The sequence below is a fragment of the Paenibacillus sp. W2I17 genome (assembly GCF_030815985.1).
Taxonomy (GTDB): Bacteria; Bacillota; Bacilli; order Paenibacillales; family Paenibacillaceae; genus Paenibacillus.
Genome location: NZ_JAUSXM010000001.1, coordinates 5,373,807 through 5,399,210 on the forward strand (window position 1 = coordinate 5,373,807; position 25,404 = coordinate 5,399,210).

Consider the following 25,404-nt stretch of genomic DNA (forward strand, 5'->3'; position numbering starts at 1 on the left):
TTTATTTGGGGTGTTAAATGAACAGGAAATTTATATTTATAGATAGGTATAAAATTCAGTTTTCTATCTTATTTATGATAATTACTCTAATACTCATCTATTATTCAATTATTTCAGGTCAATTATGGCTGAAATGGGATGTTTACGATGCTGCCTTTCCCTTGTATGTTGCTGAATCTGATGCTTTAAAAGCGGGTGAGCTCCCCTTATGGGAACCATTTGTTTATAGGGGAGTACCGTTATCACATTTAATTGGAGTATCTGTATGGTTTCCCCTCACGATAATTTTAGGATTTATTGGTTACACGCAATACTTAATGCAAATACAATATTTAATTCTAATAATACTTGCTGGAATTTTTATGTATATTTCATTATATAATATGGTGAAAAGTCCTTGGCTTTCCATGATTGGTGGAATTGCATATGCAACTTGCGGTCAATTTATAAGTAATGCACAACATTTAACCTTTATAGTACCGATGGTACTCTTCCCTCTATTACATTTTGCTTTTAGAAAATGGTATCGAAGTCAAGGCAGGGAAAGAGTAAAGTGGTCTGTACTGATGGGGATAACCCTTGGGATGTTTTTATTGAATAACTACCCTCCATTCTTATTTGTCAGTGTTATATATATTCTAGTTGAATATATTTTGTTTTTAAAGCAGGCTTATTCAAACGAGGATAAATATAAAACATTCGTCGAACATTTTAAAAGTGCGTTAATTGTATTTGCTGTTACTTGCTTGACAGGAAGTGCGAGTTTATTTACAACTTTAGAAATATTCGGCCAGATAACTCGAGAAAAATTATCATGGGAGTTAGCTTCGGGTGCCTCTTTAAATCCTTGGTACTGGTTTAGTTTTATATCTCCTGTTTTTGCTCAAATAATACATGCTTCAAGATATGATATTAGCCTTTCAATGTCTAATATTTATATTGCCTTACCAATTATTCTGATTGCTATATTCAAGAAACCCACCAAAAAATATGAATTTTTCCTTTTATCAATTATTCTTTTTTCTATTCTATTGGTTATGGGCAAGTATGGGTTTGTTTATAAAATATTTTATGATTTTGTTCCGAGTATGGATGCATTTAAATTTCCTGCTGGCTTAAGATATTTTTATTTTTATTATATAATTTTATTGAGCATCTTGAATATTCATTCTCTTTCAAAGGAAAACAAAGAGCTTTATGATTTTTGGCGAAAAAACGTATTATCATTTTTCTCGGTCACCCTTGGAACCACATTAGTATTTGTAATACTAATGTACATATTTAAGGTCAATACAATTGATATTCCGAGATATATAGTTTTAGAATTAGGGATTTCTTTTATACTAATAAGTTCATTGAAATTTTTTTGGGGTGTACCTAAAAAGTACTTCATAGTCTATTTGAGTTCTCTAATAATTGTTTTTAGCTTTATGGGAGTCCTTAGAAATCAAAATTTCACAATAGGAACTGTCGATCGTCCCGATTCATTTCAAAAAGAAATAACTAATTTATACAATGAATCAGGATCGAAAGATTTAGATAATTATTTTGTTGAGCCAAGCACAAATTCCACAATATACAGAGAACAATTTCAGACTTCAGGGTATGTAGGTAGCTTTGAATTAAAGAAATTTAATGAAGCTACTGAATCTAATGAAATTCCTTTAGAGAGCGATCCAGTGGTTTTTGCTTTAGAAAAGGATTGGGTCATCGAAACAGGTAATGTTTTAGCTACAAACAATGATAATCTTGTTCAAATGACTGTACCTCAAAAGATTAATTATGCCCCTAACAAGTTTTCTAGTGACATTGTAATGAATGAAGAGGGTTATGTGGTATTGCAGCAAACCTATTTTAATGGATGGAGAGCATTTGTAAATGATGTTAAGGTAGACATAAAAGAGTTTACTGGAGGAGTGATGGCAGTAAAGGTTGAACCAGGATTAAACCATATTGTTTTCGAATTCAAGCCGATTGGAACAATAATCGCAGTATGGGTTTCATTTGTCTCTTGGTTTTTATTGATCATCTATGGCTCTTATTTATTTTATAAAAACCAACGTAAAAGAATTACTTTAGGGAGATGTATACATGAACAAATCGACAGTAATTGATATCAATCAATTAGGTGACGAGCGAGGTTTGCTTACAGTTATTGAAGAAAAGCTTACGATTCCATTTGAGATTTTACGCGTATTTTATATTTATGGTACGAAGGAAGGGGTTCGTCGTGGTTTCCATGCACATTACAAGACAAGACAGGCACTTATATGCGTTTCAGGAAATTGCAAGGTATATCTAGATAATACAAAAAGAAAAGAGGACATTTTACTCGATACTCCTACAAAGGCTCTAATACTAGAACCAAATGATTGGCATGAAATGTATGATTTTTCGCCAGATTGTGTTCTTCTTGTGCTGGCTTCTCATCTATATGATGCCGAAGATTACATTCGGGACTATAATAAATTTATAGAGGTATATGGCTGATGAATCAATACTTCATACACACTCATGCTATTGTCGAAACCGAAAATATTGGTAGGGATACCAGAGTTTGGGCGTTTGTGCATATCTTATCTGGAGCAGTGATTGGACAAAATTGTAATATTAACGACCACACTTTTATTGAGAATGATGTCGTTATTGGTAATAATGTCACTGTAAAATCAGGAGTGTACATCTGGGACGGGATTAGAATTAAAGATAATGTTTTTATAGGGCCTAATGTTACCTTTACTAACGATCTTAGACCTCGGTCTAAGCAATACCCGTCTGAATTTCTGAAAACCACTCTAGAAGAATGGGCATCTATAGGAGCAAACTCAACTATAATAGCTGGGAACACTATTGGTAAATATGCTATGGTTGGTGCTGGTTCTGTTGTTACCAAGGATATCCCTAACAATACGCTATGGTATGGGAATCCAGCGGTGTTTAAGAGCTATATCTGTAACTGTGGAGAGAAATTAAACAAATTGTTGGAATGTCCAGAATGCCATAAAAAATATTCTCTTGAACGTGGCTTCATTGTAGAGAATTAATACTTCATGGAAATTAGGTGAGCTAGATTGATTCCATTTTTGGATCTCAAGAAAATAAATTTACGCCATGAGAAGGCCCTGTTGGACGGAGTACATAAAGTTCTTCATTCAGGTTGGTACATCTTAGGTAGTAACGTAAAATCTTTCGAAAATGAATTTGCTGAATATTGTGGTACTCAATATTGCGTAGGTGTTGCTAATGGGTTGGATGCGCTTGAACTTATTATTCATGGCTACGATATCGGCCCAGGTGATGAAGTGCTCGTGCCCTCCAATACTTATATCGCTTCGATATTATCAATTTCTGCTAATGGTGCTATTCCTGTATTAGTGGAGCCTGATTTGCTAACTTTTAATCTGGATCCTGCCAAAATTGAAGCACATATCACTCCCAAAACAAAAGCAATATTAGTCGTACATTTATATGGACAATCCTGTGATATGAACCCTATTAATGAGATTGCCAATCGACATAATTTAAGAGTAATAGAAGACTGTGCCCAAGCCCATGGTGCATTGTATGACGGCAAACGTGTGGGGAATTTGGGAGATGCGGCTGCATTCAGTTTTTATCCAGGAAAAAATCTGGGTGCCTTAGGAGACGGTGGGGCTATCACTACAAATGATGAAGGTTTGTACAATCGATTAATGGCTCTTCGTAATTATGGCTCTCATAAGAAATACGAGAATTTATACAAGGGGTACAATAGCAGATTAGACGAACTTCAGGCACCGATTTTAAGTGAAAAACTAAAATGGCTTGAACAGGACAATGAGAGAAGAAGAGAGATTGCTGCGTATTACTCTGACCATATTATTAATTCTGAAGTGATCTTGCCTACTGTACAGCATGCTACAGAATCTCATGTGTGGCATTTATTTGTTGTTAGGGTGAAAGAACGGGATCATTTCATGGAGCACATGAACAGAAATGGCGTACAGACGATGATTCATTATCCGATTCCACCCCATAAGCAAGAAGCTTACAAAGAGTGGAGTGATCTTGTATATCCTGTTTCCGAGCAAATTCATGCTGAAGTGGTTAGCCTGCCCATAAGTCCAGTCATGGATATGGAAGAGGTTGTGAGAGTTGTGGAGGTCGTAAATGAGTACAGAACGAATTAAATTCTCTATTGTGGTGCCCATCTACTACAACGAATTAAATATACCGCATACCGTTCCACGGTTGCAAAAACTGCAAAGTCTTATGCCAGAGTGTGAATTTGAGTTCGTGTTTGTTGACGATGGGTCCAAAGATAAATCTTTAGATTTACTTCTTGAAGCTAAGGATCGAGATTCACGAATCAAGGTAGTCAAACTTAGCCGGAACTTTGGCTCCATGGCTGCAATTCAAGCCGGATTGGAGTATGCAACTGGTGATTGTGTTGGGATCATTGCTGCTGACTTACAGGATCCACCTGAAATGTTCAGGGAGATGCTGGACCATTGGAAATTAGGTAAAAAGATTGTACTCGGAACCAGAGCGGACCGTGAAGAATCCTTCTCCCAGAAGTTATTCTCTAATACCTACTATTTCTTGTTAGAGAAGCTTGCACTGAAGGGGTATCCCAAAGGTGGATTCGATTTTTTACTAATAGATCAGCAAGTGGTTCAGGAAATACTTCAAATTCGGGAAAAAAACACGAATATAATGAGTTTGATTTTTTGGCTTGGACATGACCAAGTTCAAATTCCTTATGTCAGACAAGAACGTAAACTTGGGAAGTCAAGATGGACACTTTCAAAAAAAATCAAGTTATTTGTCGATTCATTTGTTAGTTTTTCTTATGCACCAATCCGTTTTATGTCTTTAATTGGATTTTTCACCGCTGTACTTAGTATTATATATGGGATTTTTGTAGTGGTAAGTACGGTATTTGGAATTATTGAGTTGCAGGGATGGACTACGATCATTGCACTAATCACATTTTTGTTAGGTGTTATTATGGTTATGTTAGGAACAATTGGGGAATATCTTTGGAGGATATTAGATGAAAGCAGGGAACGGCCTTCTTATGTTATTGACCAAACATTTGAATAAGGAATTCTTGAAATTTTTGATCAGTGGAGGAATAAATACGCTGGCTACATATCTGATGTATTTATTTTTGCTGCTGTTCTACAATTATTCCCTATCTTACTCCGTATCTTATATTACAGGTATTTTTCTATCCTATTATCTAAATTCGGTATTTGTTTTTAAAGAGAAAATATCATTTCGAAAATTTCTTAAATTCCCAATTGTTTATTTGGTACAATATATAGTCAACATGCTAATGCTCTATGTTTTAGTTGAGTACGCTCAATTTAATGTTCAAATCGTGCCATTGGTTGCCATGATAATCACAGTTCCGATCACTTTTATTTTGTCTAAAATGATTATAAAAAGTAAGTAAATGGAGGCTCTGTTCATGAAAGGAATAATTCTAGCAGGTGGGACAGGCTCACGCTTGTATCCCTTGACCAAAGTTACTAATAAACACCTTCTTCCTGTGGGGAAGTATCCTATGATTTTTCATTCCGTATATAAACTAAAACAAGCCGGTATTGTGGATATTCTGATTGTTACAGGTAAAGACCATATGGGGGATGTTGTCAATCTGCTTGGTAGTGGTAACGATATGGGGGTCACTTTCACATACAAAGTTCAAGATGAGGCTGGAGGTATCGCTCAAGCTCTGGATCTCGCTAAGCATTTTGTAGGAAATGATCAAATGACCGTCATATTAGGAGATAATGTGTTTTCGGATGATATCGTTACTTATGTAGATAATTTTAGGGTACAGGGAACTGGAGCCAAAATTTTGATTCAAGAGGTTTCGGATCCGCAACGTTTTGGAGTACCTGAAATTGAAGGAACACGCATAGTATCCATTGAAGAAAAACCGCAGTTGCCTAAAAGCAACTATGCAGTTACTGGAATATACATGTTTGATAGCCAGGTCTTCGACATCATCAAGACACTGAAACCCTCTGGACGTGGGGAGCTTGAAATAACCGATGTAAACAACGCATATATTCAAAAAGGAGAGCTAAGCTTTGATATCTTGCAAGGTTGGTGGACCGATGCCGGTACGCATGCCTCTCTTGCACGAGCTAATGAGCTTTCCCAAAAGATTGTGTTCGGAGAAGAGTTTGGAAAGTTAAAATTATAATAAAAGGGGAGTTCAATGATGAAAGTGACTTCCTCCAAGTTGCAAGGCGCAATGTTGCTTGAACCAGTCGTTCATGGAGACAATCGTGGTTTCTTTATGGAGAGTTATAATGAACAAATCATGAGGCAGAAGGGACTAAGCCATCATTTTATTCAAGATAATCAGTCTCTTTCTACACAGCCAGGTGTGCTTCGTGGCCTGCATTATCAAATCAATCCAAAAGCCCAAACCAAGCTGGTTCGTGTTATTGCTGGAGCGATCTACGATGTTATCTTGGATATACGTACAGGATCTCCGACATACGGCCAATGGGAGGCATTCATTCTTAGCGAATATAACCACCGACAATTGCTGGTTCCCAAAGGGTTTGCTCATGGTTTTTGTACGTTGGTACCGAATACCCAAGTATTTTATAAAGTGGACGAATACTATTCCCCTGAAAATGATCGTGGAATATTATGGGATGATCCAACACTGGGTATAGACTGGCCTACATTTAATCCAATTTTATCAGAGAAAGACAAACAGCATCCTCTGTTTAAGGACGCAGAGATGAATTTTTAGATAGTGAAGTAATTAGGAGGTTTCAACCATATGAAACTGCTTGTTACCGGCGGTGCCGGATTTATCGGAAGTAACTTTGTCATGTATATGCTTGAGCAGTATCCCGACTATGAGATTATCAACGTGGATGCACTCACATATGCTGGAAATCTGGAGAACTTAAAGTCACTTGAAGCCAACAAGCGACATACCTTTGTTAAAGCAGATATCACTGACGCCAAGGAGATGGACCGCCTGATCGGTCAGGGCGTGGATGTGGTTGTTAACTTTGCAGCTGAGTCTCATGTGGATCGCAGTATTCTGGAACCGGATGTGTTTGTAAGAACGAACGTCAACGGTACTCAGGTATTACTGGATGCTGCCAAAAAGCACAATATTACTAAGTTTGTTCAAGTTTCAACAGATGAGGTGTACGGCTCTCTCGGGCCTACGGGATTGTTTACGGAAGAGACGCCACTTCAGCCGAATAGCCCGTACTCTGCCTCCAAGGCTGGAGGAGATTTATTGGTACGCGCTTATCACGAAACCTTTGGTCTTCCTGTGAATATTACACGCTGTTCTAACAATTACGGACCTTTCCAGTTCCCGGAAAAACTCATTCCACTCATGATCTCGCGTGCGTTGAATGATGAAGCTCTGCCTATATATGGAGACGGGCTGAACATTCGAGATTGGCTATATGTAGAGGATCATTGCAGTGCGATTGATCTGGTCATCCACAAGGGACGCAATGGTGAGGTCTACAATATTGGTGGCAATAACGAGAGAACCAATGTACACATTGTCGAAACGATCCTGGAGCAGCTCGGTAAACCCGAATCTCTGATCCAATACGTACAGGACCGTCTTGGACATGATCGTAGATATGGTATTGACCCGACCAAAACGATGACTGAACTCGGCTGGAAGCCCAAATATATCTTTGAGACAGGAATTAAAGAAACCATCCAGTGGTATCTAGATAACAAGGAATGGTGGACGCGTATTCAATCTGGTGCGTATCAGGATTACTATGCGAAGCAATACGGTTCTCGTTTGGGAGACACCAAGGGATGAAGGTGCTTGTGACTGGAGCTAACGGACAATTGGGACGGGATATGGTGCTTCTTTTGGAGAAAGAGGGGCATGACGTCATGGCTTGTGATCGTGAACAATTGGACATTACAGATCAGCTTCAATGCAACGATGTTATATCAACTTATCGTCCAGAGGTGGCCATTCATTGTGCGGCTTATACCGCGGTGGATGCCGCTGAGACGGATGTGGATGGAGCTTACCTAGTCAACGCCACAGGAACCCGAAATATTGCGGTAGCTGCTGAGTGTATTGGAGCAAAGCTCATTTATATTAGTACGGATTATGTATTCGACGGTACCTCCGATATCCCTTACCAAGAATATGATAACACGAACCCCCAGAGCGTCTACGGTAAGTCCAAGCGTGCGGGAGAGTTGTTGGTGCAATCTTTATCTTCCCGATGGTTTATTGTCCGCACTTCGTGGGTGTATGGCGTTTATGGTAATAATTTTGTAAAAACTATGTTGAAACTTGGTCAGGAGAAGCCAAAGCTTCAAGTTGTACACGACCAGAAGGGATCACCCACGTATACGGTTGATTTGGCCTGCTTCTTGCATGATTTAATGAGTACTGAAAAATACGGCGTCTACCACGCTTCCAACAGTGGGGCATGTACTTGGTATGAATTCACTCGAGCGATCTTTGAAGAGGCTCAATTATTACCTGGTTTCCATATTCAAGCTGAGGTTGATCCTTGTGCTACAGATCAATTTCCTCGTCCTGCCCCGCGCCCACAAAACTCGGTATTGGATCATCTATCAATTCGTACCAATGGTTTTAATGATCTTAGGCCTTGGCGTGAAGGACTGCGCGATTTTTTGGGAAAAATACCCGAAGTACAAAATTAAGCACTCTAATCTCCCGCCCATTAATGTATGAGCGGGAGATTTTTCATGGTATAGAAAATATCTATAAAACCTTTCAACTGCTACCTCCCCCGAAATATGATATACTCTCGTTGGATAGATATCGTCTATCTTAAGAATAAATAGTTTCTTGAAGCTTGCTTTTACCATGTATTTCGTATGAGAACATGATCTAGTTTTTATATAAAGCACCACAAGTCAGGAGTTTTACAAATGACCCAAGTATCAGAATCCGCCCATTCGGTCGGTTTACAATTAACAGAGGCATCTCAAATGGTCGACACTAGCATCATCATCGTCAACTACAACACCCGACAGCTGACGCTGGACTGTCTGGACTCTATCTATGCCTCCAATACCTCATACAGTCACGAGATTATCGTTGTGGACAATGCCTCGCAGGATGATTCTGTGCAAGCGATCCGAGAGGCGTATCCTCAAGTGAATCTTATAGCTAACGAAGACAACACAGGCTTCGCCGTTGCCAACAACCAAGGCATGAGAGTAGCGAAAGGACGCTATATCCTGTTACTCAATTCTGACACCGTTATTCAGCCGGATACGCTGCAAATTATGGTCGGATTCATGGACCGCTACCCCGAGATGGGGGCTTCAGGCTGTAAAGTCATCCTGCCTGATGGCTCCTTGGATAAGGCTTGTAAGCGTGGATTTCCTACACCATCGGCTTCATTTTATTATGCATTCGGTATTTCTCGTCTTTTCCCTGATCGGCCGAAGTTTAATCAATATCAACTGGGACATTTGAGCCCGGATGATGAATATCCAGTGGACTGTCTTGTCGGTGCATTCATGCTAGTGCGGCGTGAGACGATTGAGCAGGTTGGCGGGTTGGATGAAACATTCTTTATGTATGGAGAAGATATTGACTGGTGTTATCGCATCAAAGAAGCGGGATGGGGCATTTTTTTATTATCCACGTACATATATTGTGCACTACAAGGGCGGCAGTGCCCGTCGCAAACCTTTGAAAATAACGTATGAGTTTCATAGAGCGATGTGGGTGTTCCACCGCAAACACTACGCGAAGAATTACAATCTACTCACGAATACAGCTGTGTGGATGGGGATTTCACTCAAGTTTACGTTATCTTTATTACGCAGCAAGTTGTCTATTCCTTCCCGTCAAGTGCGGACTGAAACCCGCCTGAGAGCGGAGAATGAAGCATCTTCCGAGGTGAACCCATGATTCGGCGTAATCAACGATTTCTAACCCAATTGTATATTGCGGCTGATTTTGGCGTGATTCAGCTTTCATTTTTGCTGGCTTGGTGGCTGAAATTTGAGAGTGACCTGTTAACGAACCAAAATCCACTACCTATAGAGAAATATATGATGTGGAGCTTGGTTTACGCAGCTCTTGCTATCATTACAGGACTGATGTCCTCTCTTTATATAGCCAAGCGAAAAAAACGATTTGTAGACGAACTTTGGAGAATCCTCCAATCTCATGGCATAGCCTTCTTCATGCTGCTGAGCCTGATGTTTTTTTTCAAGGAAGTAAATATCTCACGTGCATATCTCGCCATGTATATGATTGGCAATGTATCTTTCACACTGTTTTATCGTTATATAGTGAAAGTGCAACTGAAACGCTTGCGCAAAAAAGGCTTCAACCGTCAGTTTGTGCTCATCCTTGGTGCTGGATCACTGGGCAAGCGTTTCTATGACAACCTTAGAAATTATCCTGAACTTGGATATGAAGTGACTGGATTTATGGATGATTATCGTCACTGGGATGAGAGTGAACAGAAAAGATACAAACCTATCCTTGGACGAATCGACGAACTGGAAGAGTTCTTGTCTACGCATCTTGTTGATGAAGTCATTCTGGCATTACCTCTGGATGCTCACGACAAGTATTCGCATATTATCAATGTGTGTGAGAAGGCAGGAGTTCGGACACTAATCATTCCTGATTTCTTTGATTACTTGCCAGCACGGCCGCATTTCGATAACTTTGCGGGTATGCCCATGATTAACGTTCGCGACATTCCACTGGATATTGCGGTGAACCGATTGATGAAGAGAACTTTCGATATTCTTTTCTCTCTTACTGCGATCATCTTAACTTCTCCGGTAATGCTCGTTGTCGCGGTAGGAGTACGACTTACTTCTTCTGGGCCCGTCATCTTCAAACAAGAGCGAGTAGGACTTAACCGACGCAACTTCATGATGTTCAAATTCCGCTCGATGAAAGTCATTCCTGAGGGCACAATGGACACAGGGTGGTCTACCAAGAATGATCCGCGACGAACGGCTTTTGGCACTTTTATAAGACGCACAAGTCTAGATGAGTTACCTCAATTTTTTAACGTTTTGCTTGGTCATATGAGTGTAGTTGGCCCTAGGCCAGAACGTCCTTACTATGTGAATCAATTCCGAGACGAAATACCGAAATATATGATCAAACACCACGTTCGGCCGGGAATAACAGGATTGGCACAGAGCAAGGGATTACGAGGAGATACCTCGATTGAGGATCGAATTGAACAAGATATCTTTTATATTGAAAACTGGTCTTTATTATTCGATATCAAAATCATATGGGAAACCATTCGAAATGGTCTCAAGAATGCATATTAGGATTACTTGACGGTATTGATTTACAATTTCATCCCACCATTTAACAGCCGCCTCCGGGCGGCTATTTTGTTTTGCACCTCCTCAATTCGGGTAGTTAGCTATCAAAAAGGTAATGAGGATGTGAATGCTATATGAAACGCATTGCCGCCGTGTTAATACTACTGATCGTCACCGTGGGCACACTCTTTTTCGCCTATGAAAGCGAGAGTGAGGAACAACGGGACGGATTTACCGCTTATAGATTAATCGCCCATGCGATGGGGAGCATTCGTGATCAACCATATACCAATGCCTATGAAGCGATGATTGCCAATTACGAGAAAGGCACACGTGTATTTGAGATCGACTTTATGTTGACTTCGGATCGCAAAGCCGTAGCCAGACATGAATGGACCGCTAATATGAGCAAAATGCTAGGACAAGACGAAGAGCTTCCGGAGGATAAACAGGCCGGGGCGTTGACACATGATGAATTCATGGATACGCCAATCTTGGGCATGTATCAACCCATGGATGCCGATGGCATTATAGATGTACTGGCTGAGTACCCGGATATGTATATCGTAACCGACACCAAGGAACAGAAGGATGAGGATATTCAGCAGGTGTTAAGATCCCTCGTGGATGCCGCCAAAGAACATGATCCATCCGTGCTGGATCGGGTGGTTGTACAGATCTATAACGAACCCATGCTTGAAACGGTGAAAGAAGTCTATGCATTCCCTTCCATTATCTATACGTTATATGCCACACAGGATACAGAAGATCAGGTTGTTGATTTTGTGCAAAAAAATGATATTGATGCCGTGACTATGCCGGAATATAAAGTAAACCAGAATTTCGTCGCCAAGCTGAATAGTGCAGGCTCAGTCACCTACGTGCATACCATCAATGACACTGAACAGGTGGCTAACTATGAGAAATGGGGCGTGTACGGAGTGTACTCGGACGTGCTAACGGAGCAGGAGTTGGATGAGATGAATACACGTTTTGCCTGGAAACCGTAAAATTCATGTTTTTCTGTTCCCCTTTTTATACGAACATTGACACTCACTGTCTGCTGACTTAGACTTAGTTTACAAGCTTTCTAGGATGCAGAAGAACCTCTGGAGGAATGTTCGTTGATAGACATGATTAAGCAGTGGAGACATGTATTTAAGCTTGACCCGGACCGGGAGATTACGGACGAAGAACTCGATTTGGTCTGCATGTCGGGGACCGATGCAATTATCGTCGGTGGCTCTTCGGGAATTACTTATGATAACACGGTAGACCTGATGTCCCGTGTGCGTCGTTATGAGTTGCCCTGTGTGCTTGAAGTATCTGACTTGGAGGCTGTTGTTCCCGGCTTTGATGGATATCTGATCCCTATGGTCCTGAATGCAACGGACAGCAAATGGATGATTGGGCACCACCAGCAAGCCATAGAGCGTTACGGTTATCTTATCCCTTGGGATCTGCTGATTGCCGAGGGTTATATTGTGCTTAATGCAAACTCTACGGTAGCGCGGTTGACTGGTGCAGATACGGATCTGACGATAGGAGCTGCGGTGGCATATGCCCAGGCTGCGGAGCGTTTGCTCAATCTTCCCATTGTATATATGGAGTACAGCGGAACGTTCGGAGATATGGAGCTTGTTGGTGAGACACACAGAAAATTGGAGCGGGCACACCTCATCTACGGCGGCGGAATTGATGATCCGGAGAAAGCCACGCAAGCTGCCCAGGTGGCAGACACCATCGTGGTAGGTAACATTGTGTACAGCGATTTGAATAAGGCACTTGAGACAGTGTTGGCTGTAAAAGGAACCATTTAATCGGTTTAGTTTACCATTCCCCCATTTTCCCCTTATGATCTGTTAAAATAGAACTTTGCCCTTACTAATTAAAGAAGTTATATGAGCGTAATGTCGTTTACACGAGAACGAAGAGGAAAGAAGTGAGCTGGAGAAACGAAATGCTCGTTAAAAGCTTTCTGTAAGAAAGCTAAATCCTAAGCATATTTCTATTACCCGATATTGTTCTTTTTTTACTAAGAAATTCGTATACACGGACTATGTTTACACAGAAACGGAGAGTGCAGAAGCAATCTGAAGAAACGCAGTGTTCGTATTTATCACCGGATTTTCCCTTTGATAAAGGGAATCAAAAAATCTGGGGATAACGACGATCGGAAGATGCTGCTGCAATCGAAGTCCAAGTGTAACCGATAGCTCAGTTATACCGACCAACCAACGAAAGGAGCATGCATGCATGCAACCTGTAAATATACATGATGCCGTTGCACGACTTAACACCCCTCAACGGCAAGCCGTCGAGGCGACGGATGGCCCGCTGCTGATTATGGCCGGAGCGGGCTCGGGCAAGACCCGGGTGCTGACACACCGGATTGCCTACCTCATTGCAACACGGAAGGCGCCCCCGTGGGGCATTTTAGCGATTACATTTACGAACAAAGCCGCCCGTGAGATGCAAGACCGTGTATCCCAACTAGTTGGTGGCTCCCAAGGCCGCGACATCTGGGTATCCACGTTCCACTCCATGTGCGTGCGTATTTTGCGCCGTGATATTGAACGTATTGGCTTTACCTCCAACTTCAGCATTTTGGACTCCTCCGACCAACTATCTGTTATTCGTAGCTGTATGAAAGATCAGAATATTGATACCAAGAAATTCGAGCCCAAAGCAGTTCAATCGATGATGAGCACGGCGAAGAATGAACTGATCAGTCCGGAGCAATATGAGAAGCAGGCAGGAGATTATTTCGAGGGTATTGTAGCGAAGATATATAAGATGTACCAGAAACGGTTAAGAGCCAACAACTCACTTGATTTCGACGATCTCATTATGCAGACCATTCAACTGTTCAAGGAAGTGCCGGAAGTCCTCGACTTTTATCAAAAGAAATTCCAGTACATTCACGTGGACGAGTATCAGGATACGAACCGTGCACAGTATATGCTGTGCCGTATGCTCGCTGACAGTCATCACCACATCTGCGTTGTAGGGGATAGTGACCAATCAATCTATCGCTGGCGTGGGGCGGATATCAGCAATATTCTGAACTTCGAGAAAGATTACCCTGAAGCAAGTACGATTTTGCTGGAGCAGAACTATCGTTCAACTTCCAATATCCTGAATGCAGCGAATGAAGTGATCGGCCTGAATACAGGGCGTAAACCGAAGAAACTGTGGACGGACAAAGAGGGTGGTTCGAAGATCAAGGTGTACCGTGCAGATTCCGAACATGATGAGGGGTATTTTGTTACCTCCGAGATTAGTAAAAATGTGAAGAACGGCAAATCCTATCAGAACCATGCCATTTTGTACCGTACCAACGCACAGTCCCGGGTTATAGAGGAAATTCTGATCAAGTCTGATATTCCGTATCAGATTGTCGGCGGCATCAAGTTCTATGATCGTAAAGAGATCAAGGACATTCTGGCGTATCTGCGCCTGTTATCTAACCCGGACGATGATATCAGTCTCACTCGGATCATTAATGTACCGAAACGTAGCATCGGTGATACAACAGTAGCGAAGCTGGCGGCTGCGGCAGGAGAGCGTGGTATTTCCATTTTCCGAGTACTTCAGGTTGTGGATGATCTTGGTTTTGCTGGTCGTACGCGGAATGCGCTGGTGGAGTTCTATGACATGATCGCTGCATTGCATCAGATGGTAGAGTATCTATCTGTAACTGAACTGACCGAGAAGATTCTTGAGATGAGCCAATACCGTCTTGAGATGCAAAATGAAAACACGCTCGAATCTCGTGCACGGCTGGAGAATATTGAAGAGTTCCTGTCGGTAACGATGGAATTTGAGAAAAATAATGAAGACAAAACGCTCGTGTCGTTCCTCACCGATCTTGCATTGATTGCTGACATCGACAGCATGAACGATGATGAAGAGGATCAGAGCGACGCTGTTACCCTGATGACCATGCACAGCGCCAAAGGTCTGGAGTTCCCGGTTGTCTTTATCGTGGGTATGGAGGAAGGGGTCTTCCCGCATAGCCGTGCTTTTATGGACAATGAAGAGTTGGAAGAAGAACGCCGACTTGCTTATGTAGGGATCACTCGTGCAGAAGAGCAACTTTTCCTGTCGTGTGCCCAGATGCGTACCTTATTTGGACGTACCACAGCGAATCCACCTTCCCGCTTCCTGGACGAAATTCCGGATGAGCTGAAGGAAGACACCTCGATGGCTCGTGATCGTTACCGTCGTGGCAGTAGCGGAGGCGGTTCATATGGTGGACGTGGATTAGGTTCCAGTGGAGGAAGTAACTTCGGTGGTGGCACCAAGCTGTTTGATCACCAAAGCAAGAGTGGTTCATCTGCTACCTCATCCACGCCAACTTCTCGTGTGACCACGAGTACCTCCCGCCCAACATACTCTACGCCATCATCTGCTTCCAAGCCGGTGGCTTCTAATGGTGAAGCAGGATTCAAGGCAGGAGATAAAGTGCAGCATGGCAAATGGGGGACAGGCACCATTGTTGCGGTCAAAGGTACAGGTAATGATACCGAACTGCAGATTGCCTTCCCGGCTCCGGTTGGCGTGAAACGTCTGCTTGCCGGTTTTGCCCCTATTACGAAAGTGGAATAAGAACGAAACTTCCTTTTGCACGATAACGGAGAGAAAAGAAATAACTTTCCTAAGGAAAACCGCTTCTTAAGCATCTTCCTCGTTTTTGTCACGGGATTTCTAACCTTGATTGATATGACTAGAAATCTATATAATTTCAATGTAATATCGGCACGGTAACGGAGAGAACAGAAATAACTTGAAGAAGCAAAGCGTTCGCCTTTATCCCCGGATTTCTACCTTTTAAAATAAATTAAAAGAAATCTGGGGATAACAGCGATCGGAAAGTTATTCTGTTATCGGAGTGTTAGTGTGGATATTCATTCATTGAAATTATGTAGTGATACCAACGATGGAAAGTTATTCTGTTCTCCGAGTTCAATTTGCAATAGGGTGTTCGTTCTACATATATGATCAAATTAACGGAGGGATGGCCCTGTATGGACCCGATGCACCGGATGGAGCAACTCGTTACCGAGCTGAACCAGCATAATTATCAGTACTACACGATGGATCAGCCACAAATCAGCGATAAGGAGTATGATCTTCTGTACGATGAACTGGTTACGCTGGAACAGGAAAGCGGCATGGTTCTGCCTGATTCTCCAACACAGCGTGTGGGTGGCGAACTGCTCAAGGGGTTTACCCCGCATCGCCACTTATCCTCCTTATGGAGTCTGGACAAAGCACAGAATATTGAGCAGCTGCGGAGCTGGAATACCCGTGTACTAAAACTGATTAATGACTATAACAGTAAAAATCCCGATACGCCTTTACCGGAACCAGGTTATGTCATTGAGTTGAAGTTTGACGGATTGACGCTGAACCTGACATACACCAACGGTGAGTTGGTGCAAGCCTCTACACGAGGGAACGGTACCGTAGGTGAAGGTATTTTGGCACAGGTAAGAACGATCCGATCCGTTCCGCTCAAAATTCCTTACACAAGCGGTACGATTGAAGTACAGGGTGAAGGCATCATGAATCTGTCTGTCTTGGACCGATACAATGAGACAGCGGCAGAGCCACTCAAGAATGCGCGTAATGCAGCAGCAGGAGCGCTCCGCAACCTGAATCCGAAGGCGACGGCTGAGCGTCGGTTGAATGCTTATTTTTATAATGTAGGTTATTCGGATGACATTCAGTTTGCCAATCATCAGCAAATGATGGATTTCCTGCGTGAGAACCGCTTCAAAGTTAATCCATCGATTACTTATTTCCATGAGTTTGATGATGTGATGGAACAACTGGCCGCGATTCAGGAGAACCGAGGGCAGCTAGACTATCTGATCGATGGAGCTGTTATCAAAATTACGGACATGCGCACCCGCGAAGTGTTGGGTTATACCGATAAGTTCCCTCGCTGGGCGGTGGCATATAAATTCGAGGCTGAAGAGACCACAACGGTTCTTAACGCTGTGGTATGGAATGTGGGCCGTACTGGCAAAGTAACTCCGCTGGCACGCGTAGAACCGGTTGAACTTGCCGGGGTAACGGTACAGAACTGTACTCTGAACAATGTCGGCGATATTGAGCGCAAAAATCTGAAGTTTGCTCTGGGTACACGGGTCTTTATCCGTCGCTCCAACGACGTCATTCCTGAGATTCTGGGCAAAGTGACGGAGGAGAGTGATGGCGAGGAGATCGTCTTCCCTGAGCAGTGTCCAGCATGTGGATTCCCACTGGAGCAACGCGGAGCGCATCTGTTCTGTAACAATAGACTTGCGTGTAAACCACAAACGGTGGCACGTATTTCCCATTTTGCTTCTCGTGATGCCATGGACATCGAGACGTTCAGTGAGAAAACAGCGATTCAGTTGTATGATGAATTGAACGTACGTGAGCCTGCCGACCTGTATACGTTACAGTTTGATGATTTGGTGAAGCTGGAGCGGTTTGGGGAAAAGAAAGCGAACAACCTTATCGCTGCGCTTGAGCTTAGTAAAGATAGAGACTTGGCTTCCTTCTTATACTCACTGGGTATTCCGAACACAGGTAAGTCCACCACGCGCATGCTCGCTGATCATTATCGAGATCTGCACGCCATTATGAATGCAACCGTGGAAGAACTGGTTGAACTACCCGACGTCGGTGGTATTGTGGCAGAGAGCATCGTAAACTTTTTTGCAGATCCGTTTACACAGGCTGCAATTGAGAAAATGCTCAACTTGGGAGTGAAAGCTCAGGCACCTGAGGCACCAGCCGTTGCTGTTGTGGAAGATTCCTTCTTCAGTGGTAAAACGGTTGTCTTGACCGGAACGCTGCATCAATTGACGCGGGAAGAGGCAACACAAAGACTGGAAGCGCTCGGAGCGAAGGTGACTGGCAGTGTGTCGAAAAAGACAGATTTGGTTATTGCCGGAGAGAAGGCAGGTAGTAAACTAACCAAAGCTCATGATCTCGGCATTCCAACGATTGAGGATGAGGACGAACTTGTGCGTCTTTTGAACCCACAGGGTTAGAGGATAAATGAACAAAAGAGTTCATATAAAAAAAGCCCCCGAAGACACGAATATGTGATCGGGGGCTTTTGCTATTTATTGAATTACTTTTACAACGAATGAACGCTCACCAATCTTATCTTAAATGATCATGATCCACTTAAATTGTTAGGAATGCGCTGAGATGCGCCTGTAAGCCATGCATCCTTATCATATCCTCGTTCTTCCCAGTAACCGATATGTTCGCTGTCGATGAGTTCAATGCGATTCAACCATTTTACCGATTTATAGGCATACATCTGAGGAATAACGAGCCGTACCGGACCGCCAAGATCAGCAGGGATAGGTTTGCCATCATGCATGACAGCGACCATAATATCATCCATTTGCGCTTGATCCATCGTAATGGCATCCGTATACACACCATCACCGGAATAAAATTTCACACTGTGAGCTTCCGGTTTAACCCCGGCTTGTTTCAAAAGCTGTGCAAGAGAAATGCCTTCCCAGGTATTTTTATATACAGACCAGCCCGTTACACAGTGGAAATCACTAACCTGTACGGTACGCGCCAGCTTCACGAATTGTTCCCAATTCCAAACCTGTGCCCGTTCAACCAGTCCATCGATTCGGAAAGACCAGTTAGCATTGGAGAAGGACGGTATGGGCGTAACCGTATATACGCGGAAATGACCTTCAGCCCCGCCTCCAATGGGAGGTGAAGAGGCAGACAGCGGTTGTGGCAGAGGAACCATACGGTTAGGATCGTTCTCCAGCATGCTATCAATACTGTTATCGATCTTGAGATTTCGTCCTACCCAGGATATAAAAGTAGGACCAAGAGTCAGGGCGAGACCAACCCCCACAGCAGAACGGATGAAAGCTCGTCGTGTATACAAAGGTTGAGGTCGCTCCTCTGATTTGAGGAGATCTCTCTCGGAACTGCGATCAAACTGGGAAGAAGATATAGCAGCCGGAGTTTCTTTTTCATCCGATATTGAATCAGATGGATCAGCTGTATTTTGAGTTCGTGTTGAAGTTGTAGTGGTTTTAACTGCACGACGTGCAGGATCCTTTAACCATTTGGTCCGAGTGATGGAGTGATAGATAATATAAGGTAAGCCCACCCAAGTCAGCAGGTCATGGATCAAAAGTGCAGCATTCGACCATCGAGGTCCAGCTAGCTTAAACTGCCATAATACAATACCCGAGAGTAGCCAGCCTACCAGCAGAGCAAGAACAAAGATAGTGTTTACCCTTTGCCAAGGTCTATTTCGAAGCTGTTTCCAGTGCTTTCCGGCCAAAATCAAGTAATATACTACGGGTGCCAGCATAGCTAGCCCAACGATGATATGTAGCCATTTTAACCAGACACGTCCAATTCCGAGTATCTCGCGCCAAAAGCCGCCTACCAGCATAAGACCTGAAATAGCAAGGATCACAACAATCCAGGCATTCCAAGCATGGATGGAAACCAACTTTTTGCCGTAACCTTTGCGTCTGTTCTTTAACCATTGCTTCAAGTGCGATCACCCCATATAGGTTAGTAATGAGTTTATTCAGAACTTTGATATGTAATAGCTAGCTGTGAATGGAGTACGTGATCTGTGTAAAGGTGCAATGCGAGATGGTTATACGATTGTTCATAGGCTACTTATGAAAGTAGTACACTTGACTGCTTAACCTTATCCCTATATCTATATACCTTATTATAGAGTTTTTGGATCACTTTCTTCAAACCATTAGAAGGGCAGGGATTGTTATCCCATCTTGGGTTCAGAGAATGTGCTAATCTGTCGAATACAGGTTGGAAACAAGACAGCGTAGATGAAGATATGATGATATCAAAAGGTCGATTAAAAATGCTTGCTAAATAAATCACTACGTGATATATTGTTTCTTGTCGCTTCAAACGAATGATTGTCATAATCATTTGAAAGATGACGAAAACAAAGTGTTGACAGTAAGTTAGTTAACATGATATGATAAGATTCCTGTCCGGTTGACAAACATCAACATAAACGGACATACAAGTTCCTTGAAAACTGAACAAATGGATAGTAACTTTTGATTCACAATGAATCGTCAGATTCAAAATGAGCTTATCGCTCTTTTCAATACTTTATTGGAGAGTTTGATCCTGGCTCAGGACGAACGCTGGCGGCATGCCTAATACATGCAAGTCGAGCGGACTTGAAGAGAAGCTTGCTTCTCTGATGGTTAGCGGCGGACGGGTGAGTAACACGTAGGCAACCTGCCCTCAAGTTTGGGACAACTACCGGAAACGGTAGCTAATACCGAATAGTTGTTTTCTTCGCCTGAAGGAAACTGGAAAGACGGAGCAATCTGTCACTTGGGGATGGGCCTGCGGCGCATTAGCTAGTTGGTGAGGTAACGGCTCACCAAGGCGACGATGCGTAGCCGACCTGAGAGGGTGATCGGCCACACTGGGACTGAGACACGGCCCAGACTCCTACGGGAGGCAGCAGTAGGGAATCTTCCGCAATGGGCGAAAGCCTGACGGAGCAATGCCGCGTGAGTGATGAAGGTTTTCGGATCGTAAAGCTCTGTTGCCAGGGAAGAACGCTTGGGAGAGTAACTGCTCTCAAGGTGACGGTACCTGAGAAGAAAGCCCCGGCTAACTACGTGCCAGCAGCCGCGGTAATACGTAGGGGGCAAGCGTTGTCCGGAATTATTGGGCGTAAAGCGCGCGCAGGCGGTCATTTAAGTCTGGTGTTTAATCCCGGGGCTCAACCCCGGATCGCACTGGAAACTGGGTGACTTGAGTGCAGAAGAGGAGAGTGGAATTCCACGTGTAGCGGTGAAATGCGTAGATATGTGGAGGAACACCAGTGGCGAAGGCGACTCTCTGGGCTGTAACTGACGCTGAGGCGCGAAAGCGTGGGGAGCAAACAGGATTAGATACCCTGGTAGTCCACGCCGTAAACGATGAGTGCTAGGTGTTAGGGGTTTCGATACCCTTGGTGCCGAAGTTAACACATTAAGCACTCCGCCTGGGGAGTACGGTCGCAAGACTGAAACTCAAAGGAATTGACGGGGACCCGCACAAGCAGTGGAGTATGTGGTTTAATTCGAAGCAACGCGAAGAACCTTACCAGGTCTTGACATCCCTCTGACCGGTACAGAGATGTACCTTTCCTTCGGGACAGAGGAGACAGGTGGTGCATGGTTGTCGTCAGCTCGTGTCGTGAGATGTTGGGTTAAGTCCCGCAACGAGCGCAACCCTTATATTTAGTTGCCAGCACTTCGGGTGGGCACTCTAGATAGACTGCCGGTGACAAACCGGAGGAAGGTGGGGATGACGTCAAATCATCATGCCCCTTATGACCTGGGCTACACACGTACTACAATGGCCGGTACAACGGGCTGCGAAATCGCGAGATGGAGCCAATCCCAACAAAGCCGGTCTCAGTTCGGATTGCAGGCTGCAACTCGCCTGCATGAAGTCGGAATTGCTAGTAATCGCGGATCAGCATGCCGCGGTGAATACGTTCCCGGGTCTTGTACACACCGCCCGTCACACCACGAGAGTTTATAACACCCGAAGTCGGTGGGGTAACCGCAAGGAGCCAGCCGCCGAAGGTGGGATAGATGATTGGGGTGAAGTCGTAACAAGGTAGCCGTATCGGAAGGTGCGGCTGGATCACCTCCTTTCTATGGAGAATCGTTTCCTGCAACGGAAACATTCAAATAAGTAGGTTCTTAGAACCTACAACAGCAACACAGTTACTTATCCATTTGTTCAGTTTTGATGGAATTTGAGGGGCCATAGCTCAGCTGGGAGAGCGCCTGCCTTGCAAGCAGGAGGTCAGCGGTTCGATCCCGCTTGGCTCCACCAAACAATTTCATCTATTTGGCTTGTTCTTTGAAAACTAGATATCGAAACGAAACAAACGCGAATTAGAACATTCCTTTAAGCTGAACTTGTGCAAACAAGTCAAGTGTATAAAGGTAGTTAAATTGCTTTTGTGATGGTATCGGGTGAGAGCGACTTTTGGATTTGGACGTAGTCCAAACCAAGGGAAGCGAGCGACCGAAACCGGAACAAAATGGTTAAGCTACTAAGAGCACACGGAGGATGCCTAGGCGCTAGGAGCCGATGAAGGACGTGGCGAACAACGAAACTGCCTCGGGGAGCTGTAAGCAAGCTTTGATCCGGGGGTGTCCGAATGGGGAAACCCAGCTGGGGTAATTTCCAGTTACACCTAACTGAATACATAGGTTAGTGTGAGGCATACCAGGGGAACTGAAACATCTAAGTACCCTGAGGAAGAGAAAACAATAGTGATTCCGTCAGTAGCGGCGAGCGAACGCGGAGAAGCCCAAACCAAGGAGCTTGCTCTTTGGGGTTGTGGGACGTCTCACATGGAGTTACAAAGGAACCGGTTAAGCGAAGAGGTCTGGAAAGGCCCGCCAAAGAAGGTAAAAGCCCTGTAGTTGAAAGTCTGTTCCCTCCGAGACGGATCCCGAGTAGTGCGGGGCACGTGAAACCCCGTATGAATCCGGCAGGACCATCTGCCAAGGCTAAATACTTCCTAGCGACCGATAGTGAAGCAGTACCGTGAGGGAAAGGTGAAAAGCACCCCGGAAGGGGAGTGAAATAGAACCTGAAACCGTGTGCTTACAAAAAGTCAGAGCCCGTTTTAGGGGTGATGGCGTGCCTTTTGTAGAATGAACCGGCGAGTTACGTTCCCGTGCAAGGTTAAGGTGAAGAGCCGGAGCCGCAGCGAAAGCGAGTCTGAATAGGGCGACTTAGTACGTGGACGTAGACCCGAAACCGGGTGATCTACCCCTGTCCAGGGTGAAGGTGCGGTAACACGCACTGGAGGCCCGAACCCACGCATGTTGAAAAATGCGGGGATGAGGTGGGGGTAGCGGAGAAATTCCAATCGAACTCGGAGATAGCTGGTTCTCCCCGAAATAGCTTTAGGGCTAGCCTCGGAAAACAGAGTCGTGGAGGTAGAGCACTGATTGGGTGCGGGGCCCGCAAGGGTTACCAAGCTCAGTCAAACTCCGAATGCCATAGACTTACTTCCGGGAGTCAGACAGTGAGTGCTAAGATCCATTGTCGAAAGGGAAACAGCCCAGACCATCAGCTAAGGTCCCCAAGTGTGTGTTAAGTGGGAAAGGATGTGGAGTTGCACAGACAACCAGGATGTTGGCTTAGAAGCAGCCACCATTGAAAGAGTGCGTAATAGCTCACTGGTCGAGTGACTCTGCGCCGAAAATGTAACGGGGCTAAACACACCACCGAAGCTATGGCTTGATGCTTTGCATCAGGGGTAGGGGAGCGTTGTATAAGGGTTGAAGGTGTACCGTAAGGAGCGCTGGACATTATACAAGTGAGAATGCCGGTATGAGTAACGAAAAGATCAGTGAGAATCTGATCCGCCGAAAGCCTAAGGGTTCCTGAGGAAGGATCGTCCGCTCAGGGTAAGTCGGGACCTAAGGCGAGGCCGAAAGGCGTAGTCGAAGGACAACAGGTCGAAATTCCTGTACCACCGTAAGCCGTTATGAGCAATGGGGGGACGCAGTAGGGTAGTGACGCGGACTGATGGATGTCCGTCTAAGCAGTGAGGCTGATGTGTAGGCAAATCCGCACATTGTAAGGCTGAGCTGTGATGGGGAGCGAAAATTATAGTAGCGAAGGTCATGATCTCACACTGCCAAGAAAAGCCTCTAGCCAGGTGAAGGTGCCCGTACCGCAAACCGACACAGGTAGGCGAGAAGAGTATTCTAAGGCGCGCGGAAGAACTCTCGTTAAGGAACTCGGCAAAATGACCCCGTAACTTCGGGAGAAGGGGTGCCCCGGTAGTGTGAATAGCACGAGGGGGCCGCAGTGAAAAGGCCCAAGCGACTGTTTAGCAAAAACACAGGTCTGTGCGAAGCCGTAAGGCGAAGTATACGGGCTGACGCCTGCCCGGTGCTGGAAGGTTAAGGGGAGTGGTTAGGGACTAGTCCCGAAGCTGTGAACCGAAGCCCCAGTAAACGGCGGCCGTAACTATAACGGTCCTAAGGTAGCGAAATTCCTTGTCAGGTAAATTCTGACCCGCACGAATGGCGTAACGACTTGGGCGCTGTCTCAACGAGAGATCCGGTGAAATTTTAATACCTGTGAAGATGCAGGTTACCCGCGACAAGACGGAAAGACCCCATGGAGCTTTACTGCAGCTTGATATTGAATTTGGGTACGATCTGTACAGGATAGGTGGGAGCCTTTGAAACGTGAGCGCCAGCTTGCGTGGAGGCAACGTTGGGATACCACCCTGATCGTATCTAGGTTCTAACCTGGTACCGTAATCCGGTGCGGGGACAGTGTCAGGTGGGCAGTTTGACTGGGGCGGTCGCCTCCTAAAGAGTAACGGAGGCGCCCAAAGGTTCCCTCAGAATGGTTGGAAATCATTCGAAGAGTGCAAAGGCATAAGGGAGCTTGACTGCGAGACCTACAAGTCGAGCAGGGACGAAAGTCGGGCTTAGTGATCCGGTGGTACCGCATGGAAGGGCCATCGCTCAACGGATAAAAGCTACCCTGGGGATAACAGGCTTATCTCCCCCAAGAGTCCACATCGACGGGGAGGTTTGGCACCTCGATGTCGGCTCATCGCATCCTGGGGCTGAAGTAGGTCCCAAGGGTTGGGCTGTTCGCCCATTAAAGCGGTACGCGAGCTGGGTTCAGAACGTCGTGAGACAGTTCGGTCCCTATCTGTCGTGGGCGTAGGAAATTTGAGAGGAGCTGTCCTTAGTACGAGAGGACCGGGATGGACGTACCGCTGGTGTACCAGTTGTTCCGCCAGGAGCACCGCTGGGTAGCTATGTACGGACGGGATAAACGCTGAAAGCATCTAAGCGTGAAGCCCCCCTCAAGATGAGATTTCCCAGTATGTAAGACCCCTTGAAGACGACGAGGTAGATAGGCTGGGGGTGGAAGTGCAGCAATGCATGGAGCTGACCAGTACTAATCGGTCGAGGGCTTATCCAATAGCAAGTGATAATTCGCATGTTTCGTTTCGAATCTAGTTTTCAGAGAACGATCTCTGAAATGTAA

16 protein-coding genes, 1 tRNA gene, 2 rRNA genes and 1 pseudogene are annotated in these 25,404 nt (G+C 44.5%); 19 read left to right on the forward strand and 1 reads right to left on the reverse strand.

What is annotated here, in order from left to right; genetic code table 11:
- Positions 1-17 precede the first annotated feature (17 nt).
- From QF041_RS23935 to ligA, 16 genes and pseudogenes are all read left to right on the forward strand, one after another.
- A complete protein-coding gene (locus QF041_RS23935) occupies positions 18-2,114 on the forward strand; it encodes a YfhO family protein (protein WP_307415947.1) in 2,097 nt (698 codons plus the stop codon).
- A complete protein-coding gene (locus QF041_RS23940; RefSeq protein WP_307415948.1) occupies positions 2,092-2,490 on the forward strand; it encodes a sugar 3,4-ketoisomerase in 399 nt (132 codons plus the stop codon). The genes QF041_RS23935 and QF041_RS23940 overlap by 23 nt, the downstream gene beginning before the upstream one ends.
- Positions 2,490-3,044: an acyltransferase gene (locus QF041_RS23945; protein ID WP_307415949.1), complete on the forward strand. Its 555-nt coding sequence runs from the start codon at positions 2,490-2,492 to the stop codon at positions 3,042-3,044. Before QF041_RS23940 ends, QF041_RS23945 begins: the two co-directional genes overlap by 1 nt.
- A gap of 27 nt (positions 3,045-3,071) precedes the next feature.
- Complete coding sequence (locus QF041_RS23950) at positions 3,072-4,169, forward strand: DegT/DnrJ/EryC1/StrS family aminotransferase (protein WP_307415950.1); 1,098 nt, start codon at positions 3,072-3,074, stop codon at positions 4,167-4,169.
- Complete coding sequence (locus QF041_RS23955; RefSeq protein WP_307415951.1) at positions 4,150-5,085, forward strand: glycosyltransferase family 2 protein; 936 nt, start codon at positions 4,150-4,152, stop codon at positions 5,083-5,085. Before QF041_RS23950 ends, QF041_RS23955 begins: the two co-directional genes overlap by 20 nt.
- Positions 5,060-5,440 (forward strand): GtrA family protein, encoded by a 381-nt coding sequence (locus QF041_RS23960; RefSeq protein WP_307417043.1) that lies wholly within the window; start codon positions 5,060-5,062, stop codon positions 5,438-5,440. The genes QF041_RS23955 and QF041_RS23960 overlap by 26 nt, the downstream gene beginning before the upstream one ends.
- Positions 5,441-5,455: 15 nt before the next feature.
- The gene (locus QF041_RS23965) at positions 5,456-6,199 is read left to right on the forward strand and encodes a sugar phosphate nucleotidyltransferase (RefSeq protein ID WP_047840616.1); all 744 of its coding nucleotides are present in this window, start codon (positions 5,456-5,458) and stop codon (positions 6,197-6,199) included.
- Positions 6,200-6,217: 18 nt separating this feature from the next.
- Positions 6,218-6,763 carry a dTDP-4-dehydrorhamnose 3,5-epimerase gene (gene rfbC, locus QF041_RS23970; RefSeq protein WP_307417044.1) on the forward strand — a complete coding sequence of 182 codons (546 nt, stop codon included), beginning with the start codon at positions 6,218-6,220 and terminating at the stop codon, positions 6,761-6,763.
- Positions 6,764-6,793: 30 nt separating this feature from the next.
- A complete protein-coding gene (rfbB, locus tag QF041_RS23975) occupies positions 6,794-7,819 on the forward strand; it encodes a dTDP-glucose 4,6-dehydratase (RefSeq protein ID WP_307415952.1) in 1,026 nt (341 codons plus the stop codon).
- Positions 7,816-8,688: a dTDP-4-dehydrorhamnose reductase gene (gene rfbD / locus QF041_RS23980; protein WP_307415953.1), complete on the forward strand. Its 873-nt coding sequence runs from the start codon at positions 7,816-7,818 to the stop codon at positions 8,686-8,688. Before rfbB ends, rfbD begins: the two co-directional genes overlap by 4 nt.
- 291 nt (positions 8,689-8,979) lie before the next feature.
- Positions 8,980-9,913: pseudogene (locus QF041_RS23985) on the forward strand (glycosyltransferase family 2 protein).
- Positions 9,910-11,310: an undecaprenyl-phosphate glucose phosphotransferase gene (locus QF041_RS23990; RefSeq protein WP_307415954.1), complete on the forward strand. Its 1,401-nt coding sequence runs from the start codon at positions 9,910-9,912 to the stop codon at positions 11,308-11,310. The pseudogene QF041_RS23985 and the gene QF041_RS23990 overlap by 4 nt, the downstream one beginning before the upstream one ends.
- Positions 11,311-11,441: 131 nt before the next feature.
- Positions 11,442-12,317 (forward strand): phosphatidylinositol-specific phospholipase C/glycerophosphodiester phosphodiesterase family protein, encoded by an 876-nt coding sequence (locus tag QF041_RS23995; RefSeq protein ID WP_307415955.1) that lies wholly within the window; start codon positions 11,442-11,444, stop codon positions 12,315-12,317.
- Between the two features lie 114 nt (positions 12,318-12,431).
- Entirely contained in the window at positions 12,432-13,127 is a 696-nt protein-coding gene (pcrB, locus tag QF041_RS24000; RefSeq protein ID WP_307415956.1) for a heptaprenylglyceryl phosphate synthase, read from the forward strand.
- Positions 13,128-13,563: 436 nt separating this feature from the next.
- Positions 13,564-15,918, forward strand: coding sequence for a DNA helicase PcrA (pcrA, locus tag QF041_RS24005; RefSeq protein ID WP_307415957.1), 2,355 nt, complete (start codon positions 13,564-13,566; stop codon positions 15,916-15,918).
- Between the two features lie 419 nt (positions 15,919-16,337).
- A complete protein-coding gene (gene ligA / locus QF041_RS24010) occupies positions 16,338-18,359 on the forward strand; it encodes an NAD-dependent DNA ligase LigA (RefSeq protein ID WP_047840609.1) in 2,022 nt (673 codons plus the stop codon).
- Between the two features lie 128 nt (positions 18,360-18,487).
- On the opposite strand, the gene QF041_RS24015 is transcribed toward ligA, so the two are convergent.
- Positions 18,488-19,861 carry a molybdopterin-dependent oxidoreductase gene (locus tag QF041_RS24015; RefSeq protein WP_307415958.1) on the reverse strand — a complete coding sequence of 458 codons (1,374 nt, stop codon included), beginning with the start codon at positions 19,859-19,861 and terminating at the stop codon, positions 18,488-18,490.
- A gap of 599 nt (positions 19,862-20,460) precedes the next feature.
- Between QF041_RS24015 and QF041_RS24020 the strand changes: the two genes are divergently transcribed.
- From QF041_RS24020 to QF041_RS24030, 3 genes are all read left to right on the forward strand, one after another.
- A 16S ribosomal RNA gene (locus QF041_RS24020) occupies positions 20,461-22,013 on the forward strand.
- 108 nt (positions 22,014-22,121) lie between these two features.
- Positions 22,122-22,197, forward strand: a tRNA-Ala gene (locus tag QF041_RS24025).
- 213 nt (positions 22,198-22,410) lie between these two features.
- Positions 22,411-25,338 (forward strand): 23S ribosomal RNA (locus tag QF041_RS24030).
- Together the 16S and 23S rRNA genes with 1 tRNA gene alongside form the textbook arrangement of a ribosomal RNA operon.
- Positions 25,339-25,404: the final 66 nt, after the last annotated feature.